A 22,941-nucleotide genomic window follows, 5' to 3' on the forward strand; every position below is an offset into this window, starting at 1 on the left:
TTCGCCTTACGAAATGTCCGCCCGCGAACATTTCTGCTGACAACCCAGGGTATACCTGTTGTCGATAACGAGTGTCGCCTGTACGCGTTACCGGGTGCTGCGCATTAATTTTATTTACAAAGCCTGCAAATAAGCGCGCCATACTAAGTGATTTATATTAAGGGATCGACTTTTTTATTCGATTTATAGGCAAATAAGTGAAAAATCATGTCGTAACAAGAAAGTGCCTACATTATTAATGGTAAAAACGTGTAAAAAAATAATAAAAACATGAAAATCTCATGGTTTTTATTACATTGTCTGCGTTGCAATTAGCGACAACATTGTTAATTAAATAGCTATATTTCTTTAGGATTTAGTAATGGTAGATAGTCTTTGTGCTTTGATTTTTAAAGGGAAAGTTGTTATTTCTGATGCAAAAAAATAAATGATTGAGTCCTAAGCTAAAACAACATATATTAGCCGCGCTTTTTTACAGGTAATCCTTATAACCATTTATTCAATCAGGCGTTAATCTACACCTGGTTGTAGGAGTGATATGATGACGGATAAAGTCCGTATTGATACTTTAAGTGCTAATTCATTACCACAGAGCAATGATACCTTTTTAGCAAGACAGGCTGAGTTTGAATCTAATGTCCGCAGCTATCCACGTAAACTGCCATTAGCAATCGCTAAAGCGCAGGGCGTCTGGATTACTGATGTAGAAAATAATCAATATCTTGATTGCCTGGCAGGTGCCGGAACCCTGGCGCTTGGTCATAATCATCCTGAAGTGCTGCAGAGCATTCAAAGTGTCATCACAAGCGGCTTACCGTTACATACGCTTGATCTTACTACCCCATTAAAAGATGAATTCTCATCATATTTACTTTCTTTATTACCGGGCCAGGGCAAAGAATATTGCCTGCAGTTCACCGGTCCGTCCGGTGCAGATGCTGTTGAAGCGGCGCTGAAGCTGGCGAAGAAAGTGACCGGCCGTTCCAGTATCATCAGTTTCTCCGGCGGCTACCACGGGATGACCCACGGCGCGCTGTCCGTGACCGGCAACCTGTCACCGAAAGAAGCGGTCAGCAATATGATGGCGGAAGTGCAGTTTATGCCATATCCGCATCAGTACCGCTGCCCGCTGGGTATCGGCGGGGACGCTGGCGTCAAAGCATTAACCTACTACTTCGAAAACCTGATCAACGACGTTGAAAGCGGCGTGCGTAAACCGGCTGCCGTAATCCTCGAAGCGGTGCAGGGCGAAGGTGGCGTGAATCCGGCTCCGGTCGAATGGCTGCAACGCATTCGTAAAGTAACCCAGGAACACGGCATTCTGCTGATCATCGATGAAGTTCAGGCTGGTTTCGCACGTACCGGTAAGCTGTTCGCCTTCGAACACGCTGGCATTGAGCCAGACATCATTGTGATGTCCAAAGCGGTTGGTGGCGGTCTGCCACTGGCGGTACTGGGCATTAAAAAGCAATTCGATGCGTGGGCTCCGGGCCACCACACTGGCACCTTCCGCGGCAACCAACTGGCGATGGCGACCGGTCTGACAACGCTGAAGATCCTCAAAGACGACAAGATTGCCGATAAAGTTGCCGCCCAGGGCGAGTGGCTGAAAGGCAAACTGACTGACCTGCAGAAACGCTACCCGGTTATCGGCCAGGTGCGTGGTCTGGGCCTGATGATCGGCCTGGAAATCGTGAATCCGAACGAAGCGCAGGATCATATGGGTTGCTACCCGGCTGATGGCGAGCTGTCTGCGTTGCTGCAGAAGAAATGCTTCGAAAACGGGCTGATTCTGGAGCGTGGTGGCCGCAACGGCTGCGTGCTGCGTCTGCTGCCGTCTCTGCTGATCACCAACGCTGAGCTGGAAATTTTCCTCGATAAATTCGAAAACGCCCTGCTGGGCGCTGGCGTGAAGCCGGTTTAAACGGAGTTGGATCGAATGTCAGACGTAAACCCGATTCTGTCCGGCTCGGCGCAAAGCATCGCCGCCTATCAGGACGCTATCGAGCAGAGTACGCAAGCGGTCGTTGAATGGTTGAAGCAGCCTGAGATGTATCAGGGCAAAACCGTTGAACAACTGCGTGAACGTATCAACCTGAATTTTACGTCTCAGGGCCTGGGCAACCAGGCCGCTATTGAGCGTGCGGTTGAATACTTTCTCAAAGACAGCCTGTTGGTTCACCATCCTCAGTGCGTGGCGCACCTGCACTGCCCAAGCCTGGTGATTAGCCAGGCGGCGGAAGTGCTGATCAACGCCACTAACCAGAGTATGGACTCCTGGGACCAAAGCCCGTCGGCCACGATCATTGAGATCAAACTGATCGAATGGCTACGTGAGCAGGTGGGTTATGCGGCAGGCGATGCCGGCGTGTTCACCAGCGGCGGCACCCAGAGCAACCTGATGGGCCTGATGCTGGCGCGCGACGCCTTCTTTGCTCGCCTGGGACATTCCATTCAGCAAGATGGTCTGACCGGTGATCTGAGCAAAATTAAAGTGTTCTGCTCTGAAAGCGCGCACTTCTCCGTGCAGAAGAACATGGCGTTAATGGGGCTGGGCTACCGCTCCGTCACCCAGGTGAAGACCGATGCGTTTTCACGCATGGATATGGCTGACCTGAAAGACAAGCTGGCCCAGGCGAAAGCCAACGGTGAGCAGGTGATGGCCATTGTTGCGACGGCTGGTACGACAGATGCGGGCGCCATCGATCCGTTAGCGGATATTGCGGCGCTGGCGGCAGAACATCAGATCTGGATGCACGTGGATGCGGCATGGGGCGGGGCGTTACTGCTTTCTGAGCAGTATCGTCACTTCCTCAACGGCCTTGAGCTGGCAGATTCCGTGACGCTGGATTTCCACAAACAGTTCTTCCAGACCATCAGCTGCGGTGCGTTCCTGTTAAAAGATGCACGCCACTACGAGCTGATGCGTTACCAGGCGGCGTACCTGAACTCTGATTTCGATGAAGAGGCTGGCGTACCAAACCTGGTATCGAAGTCGCTGCAGACTACGCGTCGTTTCGATGCGCTGAAGCTGTGGATGGGCCTCGAAGCGCTGGGCAAAAAGCAGTATGCCGAAATCATTGATAATGGCGTAACGCTGGCGCGTGATGTTGCTGAGTTTGTCAAAACCCAGTCGCATCTTGAACTGGTGATGGAACCACAGCTGGCAAGCGTGCTGTTCCGCTTCCGTCCTGAAAGCGACGATATGGCGTTCGTTGCGCTGCTGAACCAGCGTATTGGCGACGTGCTGCTGGCTTCAGGTAGCGCCAACGTCGGCGTGACAGAAGCGGATGGCATCACCTGCCTGAAGCTGACGCTGCTGAACCCGACGGTGTGCCTGGAAGATGTGAAAGTCCTGCTGGCCAGCGTGAAGGCAACGGCATTGAGCATTTTAAACGCGTAATTGCCCGGTGGCACTGCGTTTACTGGGTCTACGGGTTCGGTGCAATGTTTGGGTTTTGTAGGCCGGATAAGAGAAGCGCATCCGGCAATAAAAAGGCTCCCATTCACGGGAGCCTTTTTGCTATTTAATATCCGCTAAAGCGGCGTCTTTATTCGGGAAGAATGCCAGACGACCGGGAATCGGCTGAATACCGGCGCGCGCCATAGTGCGCAGCGGCTGAAATTCCAGGTTAGATACCCGCAGTTCGCAGCCTTCAGGCAGCTTTTTCACAAAGCGCTGGAAAGCGTCCAGACCGCCGGCATCCAGTACCGGGACCGCGTCCCACTTCAAGACTACGATGCGTTTACCTTCAATACGCGACTCGAGATCGGTAAATAATCCTTCCGCCGCGGCAAAGAATAGCGGGCCAATGACGCGCAACACCAGCACATCGTCCGGTACGTCTACGTTGACCGGCGCCAGACGCGTCATGCGCGCAATACGACGCATAAACAGTAGAGATGCAAGAACGATACCGACGCTGATGGCGATAACCATATCGAACAGCACCGTCAGCGACATACACATCAGCATAACGATGATGTCGTCTTTCGGCGCATGACGCAGCAAATCCACCACTTTATGCGCTTCACTCATGTTCCATGCCACCATTAGCAGCAGGGCGGCCATGGCGGAAAGCGGTAACCAGGAAAGCAGCGGTGCAAGCACCAGCAGGGCAAGGATCACCAGAATCGCATGGATAACCGCTGAGATTGGCGAGGTTGCACCCGCGCGGACGTTTGCCGCAGAACGGGCAATTGCCGCCGTGGCGGTGATACCGCCAAAGAACGGTGCGACGATGTTGCCCAGTCCCTGACCAATCAGCTCACTGTTAGCTTTGTGTTTGGTGCCGGTCATCCCATCAAGTACGACGGCGCACAGCAGAGATTCGATCGCCCCGAGCATTGCCATCGAGAAGGCTGCCGGTAACAGCGCCTGTAACGAGCTCCAGCTCAGAGTAAAGTTTGACTCTGGCATATTCCACGGTAATACCAGTTGCGGCAGCAACTGTGGGATACCATTGCCCTGCGAGCCGTCAGCCAGAATATAGTGGAACTGAGATCCGATGGTGGCGACATGGCCGCCGGTCAGGTTCACGATACCCATTACCGCACAGCCTGCCAGGAGTGCGGGAAGGTGGCCCGGTAATCGGATACCCAAACGCGGCCAGAAAATCAGGATCCCCAGTGTCACCACGCCAATTGCGGCATCACCCACGTTGATGGTCGGCAAGGCCATAAATAGCGCGCCCACCTTCTGCAAATAGTGCTCTGGCACGTGGGTCATTTGCAGGCCGAGAAAATCTTTAATCTGCATAGTACCGATGGTGATACCGATACCTGAGGTAAAACCTAGCGTAACGGACACCGGAATATATTCGATCAAACGACCAAAGCGGGCGAGGCCGAAAAGGATCAGGAATATCCCGGACATGAGCGTGGCAACCAGCAGGCCTGCCAGCCCAAACTGTTGCGACACCGGATACAGAATCACCACGAAGGCGGCGGTTGGGCCAGATACGCTAAAGCGCGAGCCCCCGGTAAGGGCGATAACAATCCCAGCAACGGCTGAGGTATACAGACCGTACTGCGGAGCAACGCCACTGCCTATTGCCAGCGCCATCGCCAGTGGAATGGCAATGATCCCAACCGTTATCCCGGCGATCAGGTCGCGGGTGAAGCGGGAAGCAGTATATTTTTCTTTCCAACAAGCGTCGATGAGGGCGCGGAAAGGCATCACATGTGAGGAAAATAATCTGTTCACAATAATGTTTCATCCATGGGCGCATCATCTGTCAACTGAATGGCAGGTGAAGGAGGCAAAAGTCATACAAATAAATATTACAGATAAAAAAACCCGCCGCAGCGGGTTTTTGAGCCGGGCTCGATTAATGCTCGAACATAGCAGAGATGGATTCTTCGTTGCTGATACGACGAATCGCTTCGGCCAGCATACCCGACAGGGTCAATGTACGCACGTTTGGCAGTGCTTTGATTTCGTCAGTCAGTGGAATGGTGTCACAGACAACGACTTCATCAATAACAGAGTTGCGCAGGTTGTTTGCCGCATTACCTGAGAAGATCGGGTGGGTTGCGTAAGCAAATACGCGTTTTGCACCACGTTCTTTCAGTGCTTCTGCTGCTTTGCACAGCGTACCGCCGGTATCGATCATGTCATCAACCAGCACGCAGTCACGACCAGCAACGTCACCAATAATGTGCATCACCTGAGAAACGTTCGCACGCGGGCGACGTTTGTCGATGATAGCCATGTCAGTATCGTTCAGCAGTTTAGCGATAGCGCGGGCACGCACGACGCCACCGATATCCGGAGAAACCACAATCGGGTTGTCCAGGTTCAGCTGCAGCATGTCTTCTAACAGGATCGGGCTACCGAATACGTTATCAACCGGTACGTCAAAGAAGCCCTGGATCTGTTCAGCATGCAGGTCAACGGTGAGGACGCGGTCAACGCCAACGCTGGACAGGAAATCAGCGACGACTTTAGCGGTAATCGGTACACGTGCGGAACGTACGCGACGATCCTGACGTGCATAGCCGAAGTAAGGAATAACGGCGGTGATACGGCCTGCGGAAGCACGGCGCAGCGCATCAACCATAACGACCAATTCCATCAGGTTGTCGTTAGTAGGGGCACAAGTGGACTGGATGATGAAAATATCACCACCGCGTACATTTTCATTAATTTGTACGCTGACTTCGCCGTCGCTAAAGCGACCTACAGCGGCGTCGCCGAGTGAAGTGTACAGGCGGTTGGCAATACGTTGTGCTAGTTCCGGGGTGGCGTTACCAGCAAAAAGCTTCATATCAGGCACGAGAAGAACCTCAGGCATGCGTCCATTGGTGGAAAGAATCTGCCGAAAACTGTGCGGGCCAGGCAGTATCCTCTCCATGCGGTGTATTAAAGAGCGCGATGCAACGTCTGGAACAGGGTGACGTTGTCACCGCAACTCAGCTTGCCCGGCTTACTCGTTATCCTTCGTGTTTCATGTTCGTTGGCATCAATTCCTCACATCAGTCACATACTTTTGTATGCTCCTGGCGGTTCGTCATTTCGCCATCTTCCTGAAACCAGAAGGATTTAGAGTAACGCTCTGTGCAATGGGGAGAGGTTGACGCCTTTCGCCACAAAGCCTTTGAGCCATTCCGGGGCTTGCTCAAGCACCTGGCGAGCACGAGACTCAGTGTCAAATTCAGCAAAGACACAAGCCCCTGTACCAGTCAGGCGCGACGGCGCGTATTCTAACAGCCAGGAAAGCGCCGCATCAACCTCGCGAAAACGTTTTCTTGCGATAACCTCGCAATCATTGCCGAATTCACATTTTAGTAACGTTTTTATTGACCTTTTTGGCGTGTTGCGCGGGAGGTCGGGATCGTTAAAAATCACCGGTGTCGGAATGCTGACTCCCGGGTGAGCAACCAGATACCACTTTTCTTCAGGCTCGACCGGCGTCAGAATTTCTCCTACGCCTTCGGCAAAGGCCGCATGGCCGCGCACGAACACGGGAACATCCGCCCCTAGGGTTAAACCGAGTGCCGCCAGTTCATCAATCGAAAGTCCACACTGCCAGAGATGGTTCAGCGCCACCAGAACGGTTGCCGCATTTGATGAACCACCGCCAAGACCGCCGCCCATCGGCAGGCGTTTGTCGATACTGATGTCCGCACCGCTCCCTTTGGGAAGGCGATTGCTTTCAGATGCCACCTTCATCAGCAAACGTGCCGCACGGACGATCAGGTTGTCTTCGTGCGCAACGCCTTCCACCGGGGTTAACAGGCGGATTTCGCCGTCGCCACGCAGCGCAATATCTATCGTGTCGCCATAATCAAGAAACTGAAATAGCGTTTGCAGCGAATGGTAACCGTCCGTACGTTGCCCAGTGATGTATAAAAACAGATTCAGTTTTGCCGGAGAGGGCCAATGAGTCATCATTTCACAATCCAGTTATCCATTTTTAGCTTAATACGCTGGGAGCCGTCCGACAGCTCCATGTTTGCCGGCATCGCTGGCTGCGTTTTGCTGTCGTAGGCGCTATAGACCACTTTCCAGCTTTTACCATCTTTGCTGTAGTTCACTTCACTCAGACGATATTGGTCGTCGAGCTTGTAATCAGTAGCGTCACCCGGCAGGCCAAGGATCCACTGGCGCAGGCTGTTCAACGGAATAGGCATGCCGGTCAGTTTGCCGATCATCTCTTCAGCGTCGTCGGCGGTGTAGTGCTTACCTTTGTTATCGACAAGTTCAACGTTGCCCGGCTGCGCGTTGAGTTCCAGTTCCGTGCTGCCCAGCGGGTTGGTCAGCAGCAGACGATAGCGATCCTGACCGGTTTGCTGCCAGAAAAAGCGGGCATACACTTTCTGTTGATCGGAGATATAAGCGAACGCACCGCGCGTCTGATATTGGTTCAGGGCGCGTACTTCCTGCTGGTGCTGGCGCCACTGCGGGGAATCGGGGCTTTTGCCGGGACCTTTCGGCGCGTTGAGGGTACAGGCACTAAGAACCAGGGCCGCAAGGGGCAGCAGGCGAATCAGGCGAAAATCAGGCAGGGTCATAATGATGACAAATCCTTGAGATACGTTGCAGTTATAACTCTCAATGCTAGCGCCACCATCTGACATCGTCTACGTTCAAGTTATCTTAAATCGCTTAAATTTGTGCACTAAGCTATTACTCCAAAAGGGGTCAGTCTCTTTTATTGACCGCACGCATCCTGTATGATGCACCCAGTCTAACCTTATCAACGCTGGTACTATTCCCGCACACATGACCCTTTTAGCGCTTGGTATTAACCATAAAACGGCACCTGTATCGCTGCGAGAACGCGTAACGTTTTCGCCGGATACGCTCGATCAGGCGCTGGACAGCCTGCAAGCGCTGCCAATGGTGCAGGGCGGGGTAGTGCTGTCGACGTGTAACCGCACAGAGATTTACCTCAGCGTGGAAGAGCAGGATAACCTGCGAGAAGCGCTGATTCGCTGGCTGTGCGAATACCATAACCTCAATGAAGAAGACCTGCGTAATAGCCTGTACTGGCACCAGGACAACGACGCCGTCAGTCATTTGATGCGCGTTGCCAGTGGTCTGGATTCACTGGTGCTCGGTGAACCGCAAATTTTGGGGCAGGTGAAAAAAGCATTTGCGGATTCGCAAAAAGGCCACCAGAACGCCAGTGCGCTGGAGCGCATGTTCCAGAAATCATTCTCTGTTGCTAAACGTGTACGTACAGAAACTGACATCGGTGCCAGCGCCGTGTCGGTGGCGTTTGCCGCCTGTACTCTGGCGCGGCAGATATTTGAATCGCTCTCAACGGTAACCGTGCTGTTAGTCGGTGCGGGCGAAACCATCGAACTGGTAGCGCGACACTTGCGCGAGCATAAAGTGAAGAAGATGATCATCGCCAACCGTACGCGCGAGCGTGCGCAGGTGCTGGCGGATGAAGTCGGCGCCGAGGTGATTTCACTGAGTGATATCGACGCACGTTTGCAGGATGCCGATATCATTATCAGTTCTACTGCCAGTCCGCTGCCGATTATCGGTAAAGGAATGGTGGAACGCGCGCTTAAAAACCGCCGCAATCAGCCTATGTTGCTGGTGGATATCGCCGTACCGCGCGATGTCGAGCCGGAAGTGGGTAAATTGTCTAACGCCTATCTGTACAGCGTTGATGACCTGCAAAGCATCATTTCGCATAACCTTGCCCAGCGCAAAGCGGCGGCGGTGGAAGCCGAAACGATTGTGGAGCAGGAAGCCAGCGAGTTTATGGCCTGGCTACGCGCCCAGGGCGCAAGCGACACTATCCGCGAGTATCGCAGTCAGTCAGAACAGATCCGTGATGAACTGACCGCTAAAGCGTTGGCCGCTCTTCAACAGGGCGGTGATGCGCAAGCCATTATGCAGGATTTGGCCTGGAAACTGACCAACCGCCTGATCCATGCACCAACCAAATCACTTCAACAGGCTGCCCGTGACGGGGATAGTGAACGCCTGAATATTCTGCGCGACAGCCTCGGGCTGGAGTAGCAGCACACCAATCTTATTTTTTACAGGGTGCATTTACGCCTATGAAGCCTTCTATCGTTGCCAAACTGGAAGCCCTGCATGAACGCCATGAAGAAGTTCAGGCGCTGCTCGGTGATGCAGGTACTATCGCAGACCAGGATCGCTTTCGTGCGCTGTCGCGCGAATATGCGCAATTAAGCGATGTCTCTCGCTGTTTTACGGACTGGCAACAGGTTCAGGAAGATATCGAGACGGCTCAGATGATGCTCGACGATCCTGAAATGCGTGAAATGGCGCAGGATGAACTGCGCGAAGCAAAAGAGAAATGCGAGCAACTGGAACAGCATCTGCAGGTCCTGCTGTTACCTAAAGACCCCGATGACGAACGTAACGCTTTCCTCGAAGTGCGTGCGGGAACCGGTGGTGACGAAGCGGCGCTGTTTGCCGGCGATCTGTTCCGCATGTACAGCCGTTACGCTGAATCGCGTCGCTGGCGGGTAGAGATCATGAGCGCCAGCGAAGGCGAACATGGCGGGTTTAAAGAAGTTATTGCCAAGATTAGCGGCGAAGGTGTTTACGGGCGACTGAAATTTGAGTCCGGCGGCCATCGCGTGCAGCGCGTACCTGCGACGGAATCGCAGGGGCGTATTCATACTTCTGCCTGTACGGTCGCTGTCATGCCGGAACTGCCGGATGCCGAACTGCCGGATATCAACCCGGCCGATCTGCGTATTGATACCTTCCGTTCATCAGGCGCGGGCGGTCAGCACGTTAACACCACAGACTCCGCAATCCGTATTACCCACTTACCGACCGGTATCGTAGTGGAATGCCAGGACGAACGTTCACAGCATAAAAACAAAGCCAAAGCGATGTCGGTGCTGGGGGCGCGAATTCGTGCCGCCGAAGTGGCAAGACGTCAACAGGCGGAAGCCTCTGAACGTCGTAACCTGTTGGGCAGCGGCGATCGCAGCGATCGTAACCGCACCTATAACTTCCCGCAGGGTCGTGTGACCGATCACCGCATTAACCTGACGCTCTACCGTCTGGATGAAGCGATGGAAGGCAAACTGGATATGCTGATTGAGCCGATTGTCCAGGAATACCAGGCCGACCAACTGGCGGCGTTGTCCGAGCAGGATTAATGGATTATCAGCACTGGCTGCGTGACGCGATAAGCCAATTACAGGCAAGCGAAAGCCCGCGCCGCGACGCCGAGATTTTACTCGAGTTTGTCACCGGTAAGGGGCGCACCTTTATTCTGGCGTTCGGCGAAACGGTGTTAACCGAGGCGCAGCGTCAACGGCTCGATACATTACTGGAACGCCGTCAGCGAGGTGAGCCGGTGGCACATCTGACCGGCGTGCGCGAGTTCTGGTCGCTGCCGCTGTTTGTCTCTCCGGCTACGCTTATTCCACGCCCGGATACTGAGTGTCTTGTTGAGCAGGCGCTGGCTCGTCTGCCTGCCTCTGCGTGTCGTATTCTCGATTTGGGAACCGGTACGGGCGCCATTGCGCTGGCGCTGGCAACTGAGCGTCCGGATTGCGCGGTGACCGCGGTTGACCGCATGCCCGATGCCGTGGCGCTGGCAACTCGCAACAAACAGCATCTGGCCATCGACAATGTTTGCGTGCTGCAAAGCGACTGGTTCAGCGCTTTGCAGGGGCAGCAGTTTGACATGATTGTCAGCAATCCGCCGTATATCGACGAACAGGACCCGCACCTGGCGCTTGGCGATGTACGTTTTGAGCCGCTATCGGCACTGGTGGCGGGTGAGCAGGGTATGGCGGATATCGTGCATATCATTGACGAGTCTCGACACATGCTAACGCCCGGCGGCTATTTGTTGCTGGAGCACGGCTGGCAGCAGGGACAGGCAGTCCGCGACGCCTATACTCATGCTGGTTACCAGGCGGTTGAAACCTGCCGCGACTATGGCGGCAACGAGCGAATTACGCTTGGACGCATCCCATCATGAGTACCTTCAGCGTGTTACTCAACGTCCATCTCATCAGCATTGCGCTTTCTGTTGGTCTGTTAACGCTGCGTTTTTGGTGGCGTTACACCGACTCGCGCCTTGCCTGCGCGCGCTGGACGCGCATCGTGCCGCCGGTTGTCGATACCGTTTTATTACTCAGCGGCATAGCGTTAATGGTTAAAGCGCACATCCTGCCATTCACTGAGCACGGGACATGGCTGACTGAAAAGCTGTTTGGGGTTATCATTTACATCGTTTTGGGTTTTATTGCGCTCGATTATCGTCGGGCGCGCAGTCAGCAGGCGCGATTAGTCGCATTTCCGCTGGCGCTGGTGGTGCTGTACATCATCATTAAACTCGCCACCACAAAAATACCGTTACTGGGGTAAGCATGAGGTCGTTAGCTGATTTCGAATTTAATAAAGCGCCATTGTGTGATGGGATGATCCTGGCGTCGGAGTCTATCCGTCTGGATTTTCCAACACAAACTGTGTATGACGAACTGGAACGTCTGGTTAGTCTGGCGCAAGAAGAAATTAGCCAGCTCCTGTCTCAGGATGAGCAACTGGAAAAACTGCTGGCACTTTTTTACGGCGAATGGGGGTTTACGGATACCCACGGCGTCTATCGTCTTTCTGATGCATTATGGCTTGACCAGGTACTGAAAAATCGTCAGGGCAGCGCTGTATCTCTGGGCGCTATCTTGTTGTGGATTGCCAACCGACTGGAGCTACCGCTGGTGCCGGTGATTTTCCCGACACAACTCATCCTGCGTATTGAATCGCTCGATGGCGAAATGTGGCTAATCAATCCGTTTAATGGCGAAACGTTAAATGAGCACACGCTGGAAGTGTGGCTGAAGGGGAATATCAGCCCGGTCGCGGAGCTGTTTAACGAAGACCTGGATGAGGCGGATAATGCAGAAGTAATCCGCAAGCTGCTTGACACGCTGAAATCATCGCTGATGGAAGAGCGGCAAATGGAGCTGGCTCTGCGTGCCAGCGAAGCACTATTACAGTTTAATCCTGAAGATCCGTATGAAATACGCGATCGTGGATTAATCTACGCGCAGCTCGAGTGTGAACATGTTGCGCTGACCGATTTAAGTTATTTCGTTGAGCAGTGTCCGGAAGACCCTATCAGCGAAATGATTCGTGCGCAGATTAATACTATTTCGCACAAGCAAATTGTATTGCATTGATTAATGACACTTTACCTACCGTTTAAGGCGATCCTATGAAACAAAAAGTGGTTAGCATTGGCGACATCAACGTGGCAAATGACCTGCCGTTCGTGCTGTTTGGCGGAATGAACGTGCTGGAATCCCGCGATCTGGCGATGCGCATTTGTGAGCACTACGTAACCGTTACTCAAAAGCTGGGTATCCCTTACGTGTTCAAAGCCTCCTTTGATAAAGCCAACCGTTCTTCCATCCACTCTTACCGTGGACCGGGCCTTGAGGAAGGGATGAAAATCTTCCAGGAACTGAAGCAGACTTTTGGCGTAAAAGTGATCACCGACGTTCACGAAGCCAGCCAGGCGCAGCCTGTTGCTGACGTGGTGGATGTGATTCAGCTGCCGGCATTCCTCGCGCGTCAGACCGATCTGGTGGAAGCGATGGCGAAAACCGGTGCCGTTATCAACGTGAAGAAACCGCAGTTCGTAAGCCCTGGTCAGATGGGCAATATCGTGGATAAATTCCATGAAGGTGGTAACGATAAGGTTATTTTGTGCGACCGTGGCGCTAACTTTGGTTATGACAACCTGGTTGTAGACATGCTGGGCTTCAGCGTGATGAAGAAAGTCTCCGGCAACTCACCAGTGATTTTTGACGTTACCCATGCGCTGCAATGCCGTGATCCGTTTGGCGCAGCAAGCGGCGGTCGTCGTGCGCAGGTTACCGAACTGGCTCGCGCCGGTATGGCGGTAGGTCTGGCGGGTCTGTTTATTGAAGCGCATCCGGATCCAGCCAATGCGAAATGCGATGGCCCATCCGCGCTGCCGCTGGCGAAACTGGAACAGTTCCTGACGCAGATTAAAGCGATTGATGACCTGGTGAAAAGCTTCGACGAGCTGGATACCGAGAACTAATTCATTTTTTGTGCCTGATAGAGCTTGCGCTTATCAGGTATACGAAAGGAAATAAGAAGCCGGACCCGACAAGTTATGTCGGTGTCCGGCTTTTTTCATCAGGCAAATATTGTCATCAGATAGGCGATAAACAGCGCCAGATGTGCCGCACCGTTAAGCACATTGGTGCGTCCGGTGGAGAAAGAGATATGGCACAGTACCAGTGAAGAAACCATCACAATCATCTCTGGCGCGCCCAGCGCAAACACCAAATCATTCCCGGTTGCCCATGCGATCAGCGTCACCACTGGTACGGTCAGTGAAATAGTGGCTAATACTGAACCGAAGAACAAATTCATCGCCCGCTGTACCTGATTGCTCAGAACCGCTTTCAGCGCGCCCAGCCCTTCAGGAGAGAGGATGAGTAACGCGACCAGGAAACCGGTAAAGGCCACTGGTGCATTCAGTTCAGTCAGCAATGTCTCCAGAGGGCTGGCGTTCATCTTGGTTACGGCGATAACGGCGATCAGATGAATGATAAGCCAGGCGGCGTGCCACATATTGCTGTGTGCTGACGGCTTACCGTGATGCGGGTCGTCATCGTCGCCTTCATCTTCATGCTCGTAAATGAACAGGCTTTGGTGCGTTTTGGTTTGAATCAGTAAAAATACGCCGTACATCGCTGCAGAAATTAACGCGACCAACAGCGCCTGCGCAGTGGTGAAATTAGCGCCCGGTAGAGCCATTGGGAACACCAGGACAATAATGGCCAGTGGGAACAGGGCAATTAAATACTGTTTAATACCAAACAGGTTCATATACTGAGTAGCAAATTTACGGCCACCCAACAGTAATGAAAAACCGACCAGACCGCCGGTGACGATCATAATGATTGAATACAGCGTGTCGCGCATGAGCGTAGGTGCAGCATCACCGGTCGCCATTAATGCGGAGATTAAGCTGACTTCGAGAATAACGACGGACAGACTGAGGATCAGTGACCCGTAGGGTTCGCCAAGTCGATGCGCTAATACATCTGCATGACGGACAACGCTGAATGCGCTGCTTAATATACCAATAAGGGCCAGCGCATTAATACCGATGACCACTGGTAGTGACTGACTGCTCCCCCAGAAGAACAGGACTACCAGCGCCAAAATCGGGAAGACGAGAGAGGTCTCCTTGTGGCGGGTTTTTACCGCCTCATGTACTTGTGTCATTGAACTAATTCTCCATCTCTGCAGGTATTTATAATTATAAAAGTATTAAAGAATGTAAAAAATAACAGATCTTTCGGTATTTCCGATCCGATTTTACGTAATTTTACGGCATGGACCAATTTTTGCATCAAAGCGAATAAAATTGCATATCTTGTTTATAGAATATTTAAATAACAAAGCATTAGGCTTTAGCGTCAACAAAAATTGCTGATAGTCCTGATACAAATGATAGTGCAGGACGTACCAACGCGAGAGGATATAAAATGCCGTTGACGCTTTGCTGGCTTGCAAGCGAGCGGTGAATTGCCTATTGTCCAGCTATTGGTTTCAAAATGAGCAGTAAAAAAGCCCGGAAGGCGTCAAAAAAGTTGTCGCAGGGAAGCAGCAGTGGCGGAGGTGTAAGGTGTTAACGCGTGATTTTTTATTGAATGCTGACTGTAAGACGGCATTTGGTGCTATTGAAGAATCACTACTCTGGTCAGCGGAACAACGGGCAGCCTCACTGGCCGCCACGCTCGCTTGCCGACCAGATGATGGACCGGTGTGGATCTTCGGTTATGGATCGTTGATGTGGAATCCGGCCTTAGAGTTTGATGAGTCCTGTACCGGGACGTTAGTCGGCTGGCACCGCGCTTTTTGCCTGCGCCTGACGGCGGGGCGAGGAACGGCGGGTCAGCCAGGTCGTATGCTGGCCTTGAAAGAGGGCGGACGCACCACCGGTGTAGCCTACCGCTTACCGAATGCGTCGCTGGAACAAGAGCTCTCTTTGCTGTGGAAGCGTGAAATGATCACCGGATGCTATCTGCCCACCTGGTGCCAGTTAGCGCTGGATGATGGTCGGACGGTGAACGCGCTGGTCTTTATTATGGATCCGCGTCATCCGCTGTTTGAGTCAGACACGCGCGCACAGGTGATTGCGCCGCTTATCGCCGCGGCGAGCGGACCTTTAGGCACCAACGCCCAGTATTTGTTCTCGCTGGAACAAGAGCTGGTCAAGTTGGGAATGCAGGATGACTGTCTTAACGATCTGGTGATCACGGTCAAACGATTGTTGGGAGAGAATCTGCCGGAAGGCGTTATGCGGCCAGGGTTTGCCTGAATCCAGCCGGGAACTGAATGCCCGAAAGCCAGGCGCTTTTCGGGCAATTAACGCTTAGGCTGCAATATAACTTATTGAATGCTCTAGCGACTGGCTGTGGCTGTCGATCAGCACATTCCAGATGCCGGTATAGGGCACGGTCAACCATGCGTTGTCACGATCCTGCACGCTTAAGATGTCGGACTGCGTGTCTTTGACGTGATTTTTCTCGCTCATCAGATGGATGTGACAGCGCTCGGAACAGCGCACAACCACCGTATCGCCACCAAATAACTTTAAACTTGCCTTCACTAATGCCATTTTTCACCCCGTTCTTGAAAACAACGTACTTTCTGTCGAAAGTGCTGCGTGATGTTGTTCACATTTCACTCATTGCATAACACCAAAGGGGGAGCAACGGGATGCTGATTTTGATCAAAAAATGGCATAACGATTAAACAAAAGTGACAAAATCCCTCAAAAGGATTGAAAGGGCGTGCTAACGTTCAACGAAACCGCGCCCATCTACGATTAAATCCGGAAATTATCGACACTTTCAGTGTTCTTGCCTGAAAGCGGTGTATCAGAAGGTCAGTACTTTATCTGCAGCCAGCGTCCATTGAGCCAGTTCAACCAGCGTGCCGACGGCTACTCCGTCAATTAACGGCAGCGTGGTGATTCCACGGCCATCGGTGCAGGTTTTGCACAGTTTTACCGGCACATTTTGCGCCGTAAGAATCTCCAGCATTTGCTGAATATTGTATCCTTCCGCGGGTTTTTGACCACGCAATCCCGCGGTTACCGCGTCCGACATTAAAAACAAACGCAGATCGAGATCCCCTTCCTGCTCGCGCAAGGCGATAGCCAGACGTAGGCTGTTAAATAACGATTCGCTTCCATAGGCTGCACCGTTCGCGACGATCACTATCTTTTGCATTTTTACTCCTTTTGCTGCATGTGAGCGTTAAAAACTGACACGTATGTTACACCTATTTCTAGATGCCAGGATAATGCCGAAAAAGGAAGGAAGGGCTGAAAATCAATACTGAAGACGTTATGGTTTAAGATAAGTATGCCGCTGTGGCTAATAGATATAAGAAACCACTAACGATTTGAGCCGTATTATTTATTTATCTCTCGCTGTATTTGCACTCTTGCCGTTGGCAGGCGGTACTGCCAGCGCGCAATCGTCATTTATTCACCAGGCGGAAAACCCTTTCGATAACAATAGTGATGGCTTACCCGATCTTGGTATGGCGCCGGAGTCGCGGGCAGGCGAAAAGCACTTTGCCGAAATGGTTAAAGCGTTTGGTGAAGCCAGCATGACCGATAACGGGCTTGATACCGGTGAACAGGCGAAGCAGTTTGCGTTTGGCCAGGTGCGCGACAGGGTCAGCGAACAGGTGAATCAGCAACTGGAATCCTGGCTCTCTCCCTGGGGAAACGCCAGCGTCGGGTTGCAGGTGGATAACGAAGGCAGCTTTACCGGGAGTCGGGGAAGTTGGTTTATACCGTGGCAGGATAATCAACGTTATCTTACCTGGAGCCAGTTGGGGCTGACGCAACAGGACAGAGGCCTGGTCAGTAATGCGGGGATTGGGCAGCGCTGGGTTCGTGACGGTTGGTTACTGGGTTACAACACCTTTTATGACAACCTGCTGGATGAGAATCTGCCTCGGGGAGGCGTGGGGGCAGAGGCGTGGGGTGAATACCTCCGTTTATCTGCTAATTACTATCAACCGTTGTCCTCCTGGCAGGATCGTTTTGCAACTCAAGAACAACGGATGGCTCGGGGATACGACCTGACCGCGCAAATGCGCATGCCGTTCTATCAACATCTCAATACCAGCGTCAGCGTGGAGCAGTATTTTGGCGACCAGGTGGATCTGTTTCATTCCGGAACCGGGTACCACAATCCTGTGGCGGTGAATCTGGGATTGAGCTATACGCCGGTGCCGCTGATCACCGTGACAGCACAGCATAAGCAGGGTGAAAATGGCGTCAGTCAGAATAACCTCGGATTAACGTTAAATTACCGTTTTGGCGTGCCGCTAAAAAAACAGCTGATGGTAAGCGAGGTGCCAAACAGCCGATCGCTGCGCGGCAGTCGTTATGACGATCCACAACGTAACAATCTGCCGACGCTGGAGTATCGCCAGCGTAAAACACTGTCGGTATTTTTGGCCACGCCACCCTGGGATCTCAAGCCTGGTGAGACGGTGGCGTTGAAGGTGCAGGTGCGTAGTTTGCATGGGATCCGTCGTCTGGCATGGCAGGGTGATACTCAGGCGTTGAGCTTAACGGCGGGCAGCAATAGCCGAAGCGCTCAGGGTTGGACGATTATTATGCCGAAGTGGGACAACAGAGAAGGTGCGACAAACCGCTGGCGGTTGTCTGTGGTGGTAGAAGATGAGCAGGGCCAGCGTGTCTCTTCCAATGAGATCACGCTATCACTGACCGAACCGTTTATTACCGTTTCGGAAAATGATCCTCGTTAACAATGACGCATGAGCGCGTTATCAGAAAATGCGTTCCTGGTGCACCCATACCGCGGCTTCAACGCGTGATTTGAGCTTCATTTTCTTCAGCATATGCTTCACGTGAACTTTTACTGTGCTTTCGGTGATGTCGAGGCGGCGGGCGATCATCTTATTAGGCAGACCCTGGGCGATGAGTTTAAGAATATCGCGTTCGCGCGGCGTCAGTTGAGTAACATCACGGTCGGACGTTGCGCGATTGGCGCGCAGGCTGGCGGCCAGAACCGGGGTTAAGGCTTCGCTCAGCACCATTTCACCAGCGGCAGCCTGCTGCAATGCTTTCAGTAAATCTTCTGGCTCCATATCTTTCAGCAGGTAACCGTCGGCACCACGCTTCAGTGCGGTAACCACATCTTCTTCATGATTGGATACGCTAAACACAACGATACGGCCCGACAGTGATTTTTCACGCAGCTTATCGAGGGTTTCCAGACCGTTCATGCCGGGCATGTTGAGATCAAGCAGGATCAGATCGGGATCAAGGGATTCAGCCAGCTCGATATCCTGCTCACCATTGCTGGCTTCGCCGACAACGGTAATATCGGGCGCCATGCTGACAAGCTGTTTTACACCGGTTCTCAGCATCGGATGATCGTCGATCAACAGGATAGTTGCCGGTTCCAGATTACTCATGGGTATCTCCTTGGACTTCTGTGAAGTTTGTTTCGGGAATAAAAGTGACAGCAACTTCAGTACCGCCCGTCTCGCGACGGCGTACGCGGCAATCGCCGCGCAAGCTCTGCGCGCGGTCGCGCATTATTATCATGCCGTAGTGGTTACTGCGTTCGGCGTTTTCCGGTACGCCGCAGCCGTTATCTTGCACTGTCAGTTTGACCTGCTTGCCATTTTGCACCACCGTCACGACCACTTCATTGGCCTTAGAGTGTTTCAGTGCGTTGCTCAGGGCTTCGCGCGCAATTTGTAGCAGGTGAATCGCCTGATGCGAAGGGACCAGGCGTGGCGGTAGCTGATAATCCAGCTTAACCGTAAATCCAAAACGGGCGCTGTACTCCTGACAGCTGGCTTCCAGCGCCGGTCGTAATCCAGGTTCCGTGAGCTGTAAACGGAAGGTGGTTAACAGTTCTCGCAGTTGTGCCCATGAAGCATTTAGCTCGTTACGAATCTGGCTGAGCAACTCGCGACAGTTATCTGAAAGCGCATCGCCCTGCATCTGTAAACAGCTAACCTGCATCTTCATACAAGAGAGCGATTGTGCAATAGAATCATGAAGTTCGCGCGCAATGGTGGCACGCTCTTCCATCACAATCAACTGCTGTTGACGCTCCTGATGCCTGTCGAGCGCAAGCGTTGCGGTCAGTTGCTCAACCAGAGTATCAACCAGCTGCTGCTGATCGTGGCTGAGATGGCGTCCGTTCGGCAAGGTGGCGAGTAGAATACCATACTGGGTATGCGCATCGGTCAGCCGCCATTTCAATGTAATCCCGCCGTCAATCGCGGGCAGCGTTCCGCGAGGACACAGATGGCAACCTTTCTCATCACAGCTGGCATTTGACTGACAGGTAAATTCCTGATGATTGTCTTCATCTTCCAGGTCATAAACCCGGAGCTCAATATCATGCAGCAAGGTCAAATTTTGCAAACCATTCAGTACCGGAGAGAGGCGTTCGCACAACGGCACCTGAGAGTGCAGGCGGCGGTTAGCTTGCCACAGAAAAGAAAGAATCTGATTTTTGTGCTCCAGCCCCGCCGTTTTCTCCTGTACTCGCTGTTCCAGCACAGCGTAACTTTCGGCCAGTTCTTCCGACATATTATTTAGCGCCGAGCCCAAAGCCGCCATCTCATTACGACCGCTGATATGCGCGCGTTGGGTAAAATCACGCTGGCTGACGGCTCGCGCCATCGACAGCAGCTGTTTCCACGGTTCTAACAGGCGCACGCGCAGCCAGATAATGGTGAAAACCAGCAGCAATGCCATAAATACGGCCATCAGGCGATGCAGCAGGACGACGCGTTCAATGCGTAATTCGGTGGTATGGTCAAAGGCGGTAACCAATTTATCCAGTCCGCCCACAAAGCGCGTCACATCCTGCGCTACCGCATCAGGCGTTTGCGCATGCGCAAGTCCCGGCGCAAGTTCAGTGTGCCAGTAATCCTGTAATGCTTTTAACTGCGCCTGTTGTCCGTCTCGCTTTGCGGCACGCGTTAACTCCGGGCTAAACGCCGTTTGCTCCATTTCATCCAGCAGCGGTTGATCGCTAGCGTCCAGCGGTACGGCTGCCAGCAGGCGATAACTCTGCATGCGCAGCGATCCCGCTTTGTTGATTGCATGGGCGCTACCCTGAACGCCCTGAACCAGCCAGCCGGAGACAGCCATACCCGCCACGCCGATGGCTGTGGACAATAAAACAATCAGCGCCACCTGGTTGACCAGCGTAAGCGGGGAGAGACAACGTTTAAACATGGTGACTTGTTCCTTCGGGTTTTCGTCGAACAGAAAACCTTATTGAATGACGATTCTGCTGCAGGCAGTGGCGTTATTCTCGGCGATACACTGGAGTATACCCATACCTCAAACGGGCTACCTCTTAATTGCCAGTGGAGGGAGAGATCCTGGGCGAGGGGGAGTAGGGGGCGACAGAAGCGTGAAAAACCACATCTTTTTTACCGAAGTTATGTACTCATTAAGGGTAATAATAAATTTTAGGCATGAATAATGACACCTTTTCCTTTGATTTATATCAACTTACCTCCAGCTGTAAACCCTAATGTTGCAGGCATCGAAACAAGTATCAGAGGTGTCTATGAGTCACTCATCTGCCCCGGAAAGGGCATCTGGAGCTGTAATTACCGAATGGCGGCCGGAAGATCCCGCCTTCTGGCAGCAGCGTGGTCAACGAATCGCCAGCCGTAATCTGTGGATTTCCGTCCCTTGCTTGCTGCTGGCGTTTTGCGTGTGGATGTTATTTAGCGCCGTGGCGGTGAACTTACCGAAAGTCGGATTTGATTTCACCACTGAACAGCTGTTCATGCTGACGGCATTACCTTCGGTGTCCGGCGCGCTGCTGCGTGTTCCGTACTCCTTTATGGTCCCCCTGTTTGGTGGACGTCGCTGGACGGCATTTAGCACCGGCATCCTGATCATTCCTTGCGTATGGTTAGGTTTTGCGGTGCAGGATACCTCCACGCCGTTTAGTACCTTTATTATTATCTCCCTGCTGTGCGGCTTCGCTGGTGCGAACTTTGCGTCCAGTATGGCAAACATCAGCTTCTTCTTTCCAAAACAGAAACAGGGCGGCGCGTTGGGTCTGAACGGTGGCCTGGGCAACATGGGCGTCAGCGTGATGCAGCTGGTCGCGCCGCTGGTGGTTTCATTGTCAATCTTTGCCGCATTTGGTAGCCACGGGGTTGAACAACCGGATGGTACACAGCTGTATCTGGCAAACGCCGCATGGATTTGGGTGCCGTTCCTCGCTATTTTCACGCTGGCCGCATGGTTCGGTATGAACGAACTGGCAACCTCCAAAGCCTCGCTGAAAGAGCAATTGCCGGTGCTGAAACGCGGGCATTTGTGGATTATGAGCCTGCTGTATCTGGCGACCTTCGGTTCCTTTATCGGTTTCTCAGCTGGATTTGCGATGCTGTCGAAAACGCAGTTCCCTGAGGTGCAGATCCTGCATTACGCCTTCTTTGGCCCGTTCATTGGTGCGCTGGCGCGTTCTGCGGGCGGCGCAATCTCTGACCGTCTGGGCGGGACCCGCGTCACGTTGGTGAACTTCATTCTGATGGCTATTTTCAGTGCCTTACTGTTCCTGACGCTGCCATCAAACGGTGTCGGCGGCAACTTTATCGCCTTCTTTGCGGTATTCCTGGCATTGTTCCTGACGGCTGGTCTGGGGAGTGGTTCAACCTTCCAGATGATCTCTGTAATCTTTCGCAAACTGACGATGGACAGAGTAAAAGCTGAAGGTGGTTCAGAGGAGAAAGCGATGCGCGAGGCGGCAACCGATACGGCGGCAGCGTTGGGCTTTATCTCTGCTATTGGTGCGATCGGCGGCTTCTTTATCCCGAAAGCATTTGGCACGTCCCTGGCATTAACCGGTTCTCCGGTCGGTGCGATGAAAGTATTTCTGATCTTCTATGTCGCTTGTGTGGTTATCACCTGGGCGGTATACGGACGTCATTCTAAAAAGTAAAAAAGTGGTATACACAAAATCATTCTAACTGCATCAAGGCGACAAGTGAGAAATCCCCAGGAGCTAACAGAAGTAAGTGACTGGGGAGAACGAGCGCAGCCAACGCGAAGCAGTTTGAAGGATGAAGTGTAAGTTGATTATCCATTGCGCGGTGTTAGACCGCGCTTTTTTTTGTCTGTAATTAGTTACAACATACTTTTGTATTGTGGCATGACAACAGCCTGTGAGAACGGCGTACGCAACATGCTAAGCAGGGGGGATACCCCTTAATACCCACTTATAAAGAATTTAACATTTGCATGATAATTGAATTATTAAAAATCCTTTAAATTCAATTTATTACGTTAAATATCAATATCCCACTTTGGGGGTATGTAAAAACCAACCCTCATTTTTCATCCCTGCCTGCCTTGATCGTTATCAATTCTCACGCCCTTTCAG

20 protein-coding genes are annotated in these 22,941 nt (G+C 52.5%); 11 read left to right on the forward strand and 9 right to left on the reverse strand.

Features of this window, described 5'->3' with window-relative positions; translation table 11 throughout:
• Positions 1-538 precede the first annotated feature (538 nt).
• Positions 539-1,924: a diaminobutyrate--2-oxoglutarate transaminase gene (locus tag SK33_RS10920; protein ID WP_003020802.1), complete on the forward strand. Its 1,386-nt coding sequence runs from the start codon at positions 539-541 to the stop codon at positions 1,922-1,924.
• 15 nt (positions 1,925-1,939) lie between these two features.
• Positions 1,940-3,403, forward strand: a complete 1,464-nt coding sequence (locus tag SK33_RS10925) for a pyridoxal phosphate-dependent decarboxylase family protein (RefSeq protein ID WP_048217878.1) — start codon at positions 1,940-1,942, stop codon at positions 3,401-3,403.
• A 120-nt stretch (positions 3,404-3,523) separates the two neighbouring features.
• Here the strand turns inward: SK33_RS10925 and dauA are convergent, their stop codons facing one another.
• The 4 genes from dauA to lolB form a co-directional block, all read right to left on the reverse strand.
• Positions 3,524-5,179 (reverse strand): C4-dicarboxylic acid transporter DauA, encoded by a 1,656-nt coding sequence (gene dauA / locus SK33_RS10930; RefSeq protein ID WP_008322586.1) that lies wholly within the window; start codon positions 5,177-5,179, stop codon positions 3,524-3,526.
• Between the two features lie 151 nt (positions 5,180-5,330).
• Positions 5,331-6,278: a ribose-phosphate diphosphokinase gene (prs, locus tag SK33_RS10935; RefSeq protein WP_001518537.1), complete on the reverse strand. Its 948-nt coding sequence runs from the start codon at positions 6,276-6,278 to the stop codon at positions 5,331-5,333.
• 266 nt (positions 6,279-6,544) lie between these two features.
• Positions 6,545-7,396, reverse strand: coding sequence for a 4-(cytidine 5'-diphospho)-2-C-methyl-D-erythritol kinase (gene ispE, locus SK33_RS10940; protein ID WP_044700194.1), 852 nt, complete (start codon positions 7,394-7,396; stop codon positions 6,545-6,547).
• Positions 7,393-8,016, reverse strand: a complete 624-nt coding sequence (gene lolB, locus SK33_RS10945; protein ID WP_003020792.1) for a lipoprotein insertase outer membrane protein LolB — start codon at positions 8,014-8,016, stop codon at positions 7,393-7,395. The genes ispE and lolB overlap by 4 nt, the downstream gene beginning before the upstream one ends.
• 211 nt (positions 8,017-8,227) lie before the next feature.
• Here lolB and hemA point away from each other — a divergent pair, with 211 nt between their 5' ends.
• The 6 genes from hemA to kdsA are packed head-to-tail and all read left to right on the forward strand — an operon-like array spanning position 8,228 to position 13,532.
• On the forward strand, positions 8,228-9,484 hold the full coding sequence (hemA, locus tag SK33_RS10950) for a glutamyl-tRNA reductase (protein WP_003020789.1): 1,257 nt from the start codon (positions 8,228-8,230) through the stop codon (positions 9,482-9,484).
• A gap of 41 nt (positions 9,485-9,525) precedes the next feature.
• On the forward strand, positions 9,526-10,608 hold the full coding sequence (prfA, locus tag SK33_RS10955; protein ID WP_003020786.1) for a peptide chain release factor 1: 1,083 nt from the start codon (positions 9,526-9,528) through the stop codon (positions 10,606-10,608).
• The gene (prmC, locus tag SK33_RS10960) at positions 10,608-11,441 is read left to right on the forward strand and encodes a peptide chain release factor N(5)-glutamine methyltransferase (RefSeq protein WP_003020781.1); all 834 of its coding nucleotides are present in this window, start codon (positions 10,608-10,610) and stop codon (positions 11,439-11,441) included. The genes prfA and prmC overlap by 1 nt, the downstream gene beginning before the upstream one ends.
• Positions 11,438-11,830 carry an invasion regulator SirB2 gene (gene sirB2 / locus SK33_RS10965; protein WP_003020779.1) on the forward strand — a complete coding sequence of 131 codons (393 nt, stop codon included), beginning with the start codon at positions 11,438-11,440 and terminating at the stop codon, positions 11,828-11,830. Before prmC ends, sirB2 begins: the two co-directional genes overlap by 4 nt.
• A gap of 2 nt (positions 11,831-11,832) precedes the next feature.
• Entirely contained in the window at positions 11,833-12,642 is an 810-nt protein-coding gene (sirB1, locus tag SK33_RS10970; protein WP_003020775.1) for an invasion regulator SirB1, read from the forward strand.
• A 35-nt stretch (positions 12,643-12,677) separates the two neighbouring features.
• The gene (kdsA, locus tag SK33_RS10975; RefSeq protein ID WP_003020772.1) at positions 12,678-13,532 is read left to right on the forward strand and encodes a 3-deoxy-8-phosphooctulonate synthase; all 855 of its coding nucleotides are present in this window, start codon (positions 12,678-12,680) and stop codon (positions 13,530-13,532) included.
• Positions 13,533-13,630: 98 nt separating this feature from the next.
• Here the strand turns inward: kdsA and chaA are convergent, their stop codons facing one another.
• Positions 13,631-14,731, reverse strand: coding sequence for a sodium-potassium/proton antiporter ChaA (gene chaA, locus SK33_RS10980; RefSeq protein ID WP_003020769.1), 1,101 nt, complete (start codon positions 14,729-14,731; stop codon positions 13,631-13,633).
• 403 nt (positions 14,732-15,134) lie between these two features.
• Between chaA and SK33_RS10985 the strand changes: the two genes are divergently transcribed.
• On the forward strand, positions 15,135-15,830 hold the full coding sequence (locus SK33_RS10985; protein WP_003020766.1) for a gamma-glutamylcyclotransferase: 696 nt from the start codon (positions 15,135-15,137) through the stop codon (positions 15,828-15,830).
• Positions 15,831-15,884: 54 nt separating this feature from the next.
• Here the strand turns inward: SK33_RS10985 and SK33_RS10990 are convergent, their stop codons facing one another.
• Complete coding sequence (locus SK33_RS10990; protein WP_003020763.1) at positions 15,885-16,130, reverse strand: DUF1883 domain-containing protein; 246 nt, start codon at positions 16,128-16,130, stop codon at positions 15,885-15,887.
• Between the two features lie 262 nt (positions 16,131-16,392).
• Positions 16,393-16,746 (reverse strand): DsrE/DsrF/TusD sulfur relay family protein, encoded by a 354-nt coding sequence (locus SK33_RS10995; RefSeq protein ID WP_003020761.1) that lies wholly within the window; start codon positions 16,744-16,746, stop codon positions 16,393-16,395.
• Positions 16,747-16,921: 175 nt separating this feature from the next.
• Here SK33_RS10995 and SK33_RS11000 point away from each other — a divergent pair, with 175 nt between their 5' ends.
• The gene (locus SK33_RS11000; protein ID WP_048217876.1) at positions 16,922-18,307 is read left to right on the forward strand and encodes a YchO/YchP family invasin; all 1,386 of its coding nucleotides are present in this window, start codon (positions 16,922-16,924) and stop codon (positions 18,305-18,307) included.
• Between the two features lie 21 nt (positions 18,308-18,328).
• Here SK33_RS11000 and narL read toward each other — a convergent pair whose 3' ends face one another.
• Entirely contained in the window at positions 18,329-18,979 is a 651-nt protein-coding gene (gene narL / locus SK33_RS11005) for a two-component system response regulator NarL (protein ID WP_048217874.1), read from the reverse strand.
• A complete protein-coding gene (narX, locus tag SK33_RS11010; RefSeq protein WP_048217873.1) occupies positions 18,972-20,768 on the reverse strand; it encodes a nitrate/nitrite two-component system sensor histidine kinase NarX in 1,797 nt (598 codons plus the stop codon). The genes narL and narX overlap by 8 nt, the downstream gene beginning before the upstream one ends.
• Positions 20,769-21,108: 340 nt before the next feature.
• Here narX and SK33_RS11015 point away from each other — a divergent pair, with 340 nt between their 5' ends.
• Positions 21,109-22,500, forward strand: coding sequence for a NarK family nitrate/nitrite MFS transporter (locus SK33_RS11015; RefSeq protein ID WP_003020752.1), 1,392 nt, complete (start codon positions 21,109-21,111; stop codon positions 22,498-22,500).
• The last annotated feature ends 441 nt before the right edge of the window (positions 22,501-22,941 follow it).

The sequence above is a fragment of the Citrobacter sp. MGH103 genome, assembly GCF_001034475.2.
Taxonomy (GTDB): Bacteria; Pseudomonadota; Gammaproteobacteria; order Enterobacterales; family Enterobacteriaceae; genus Citrobacter; species Citrobacter freundii.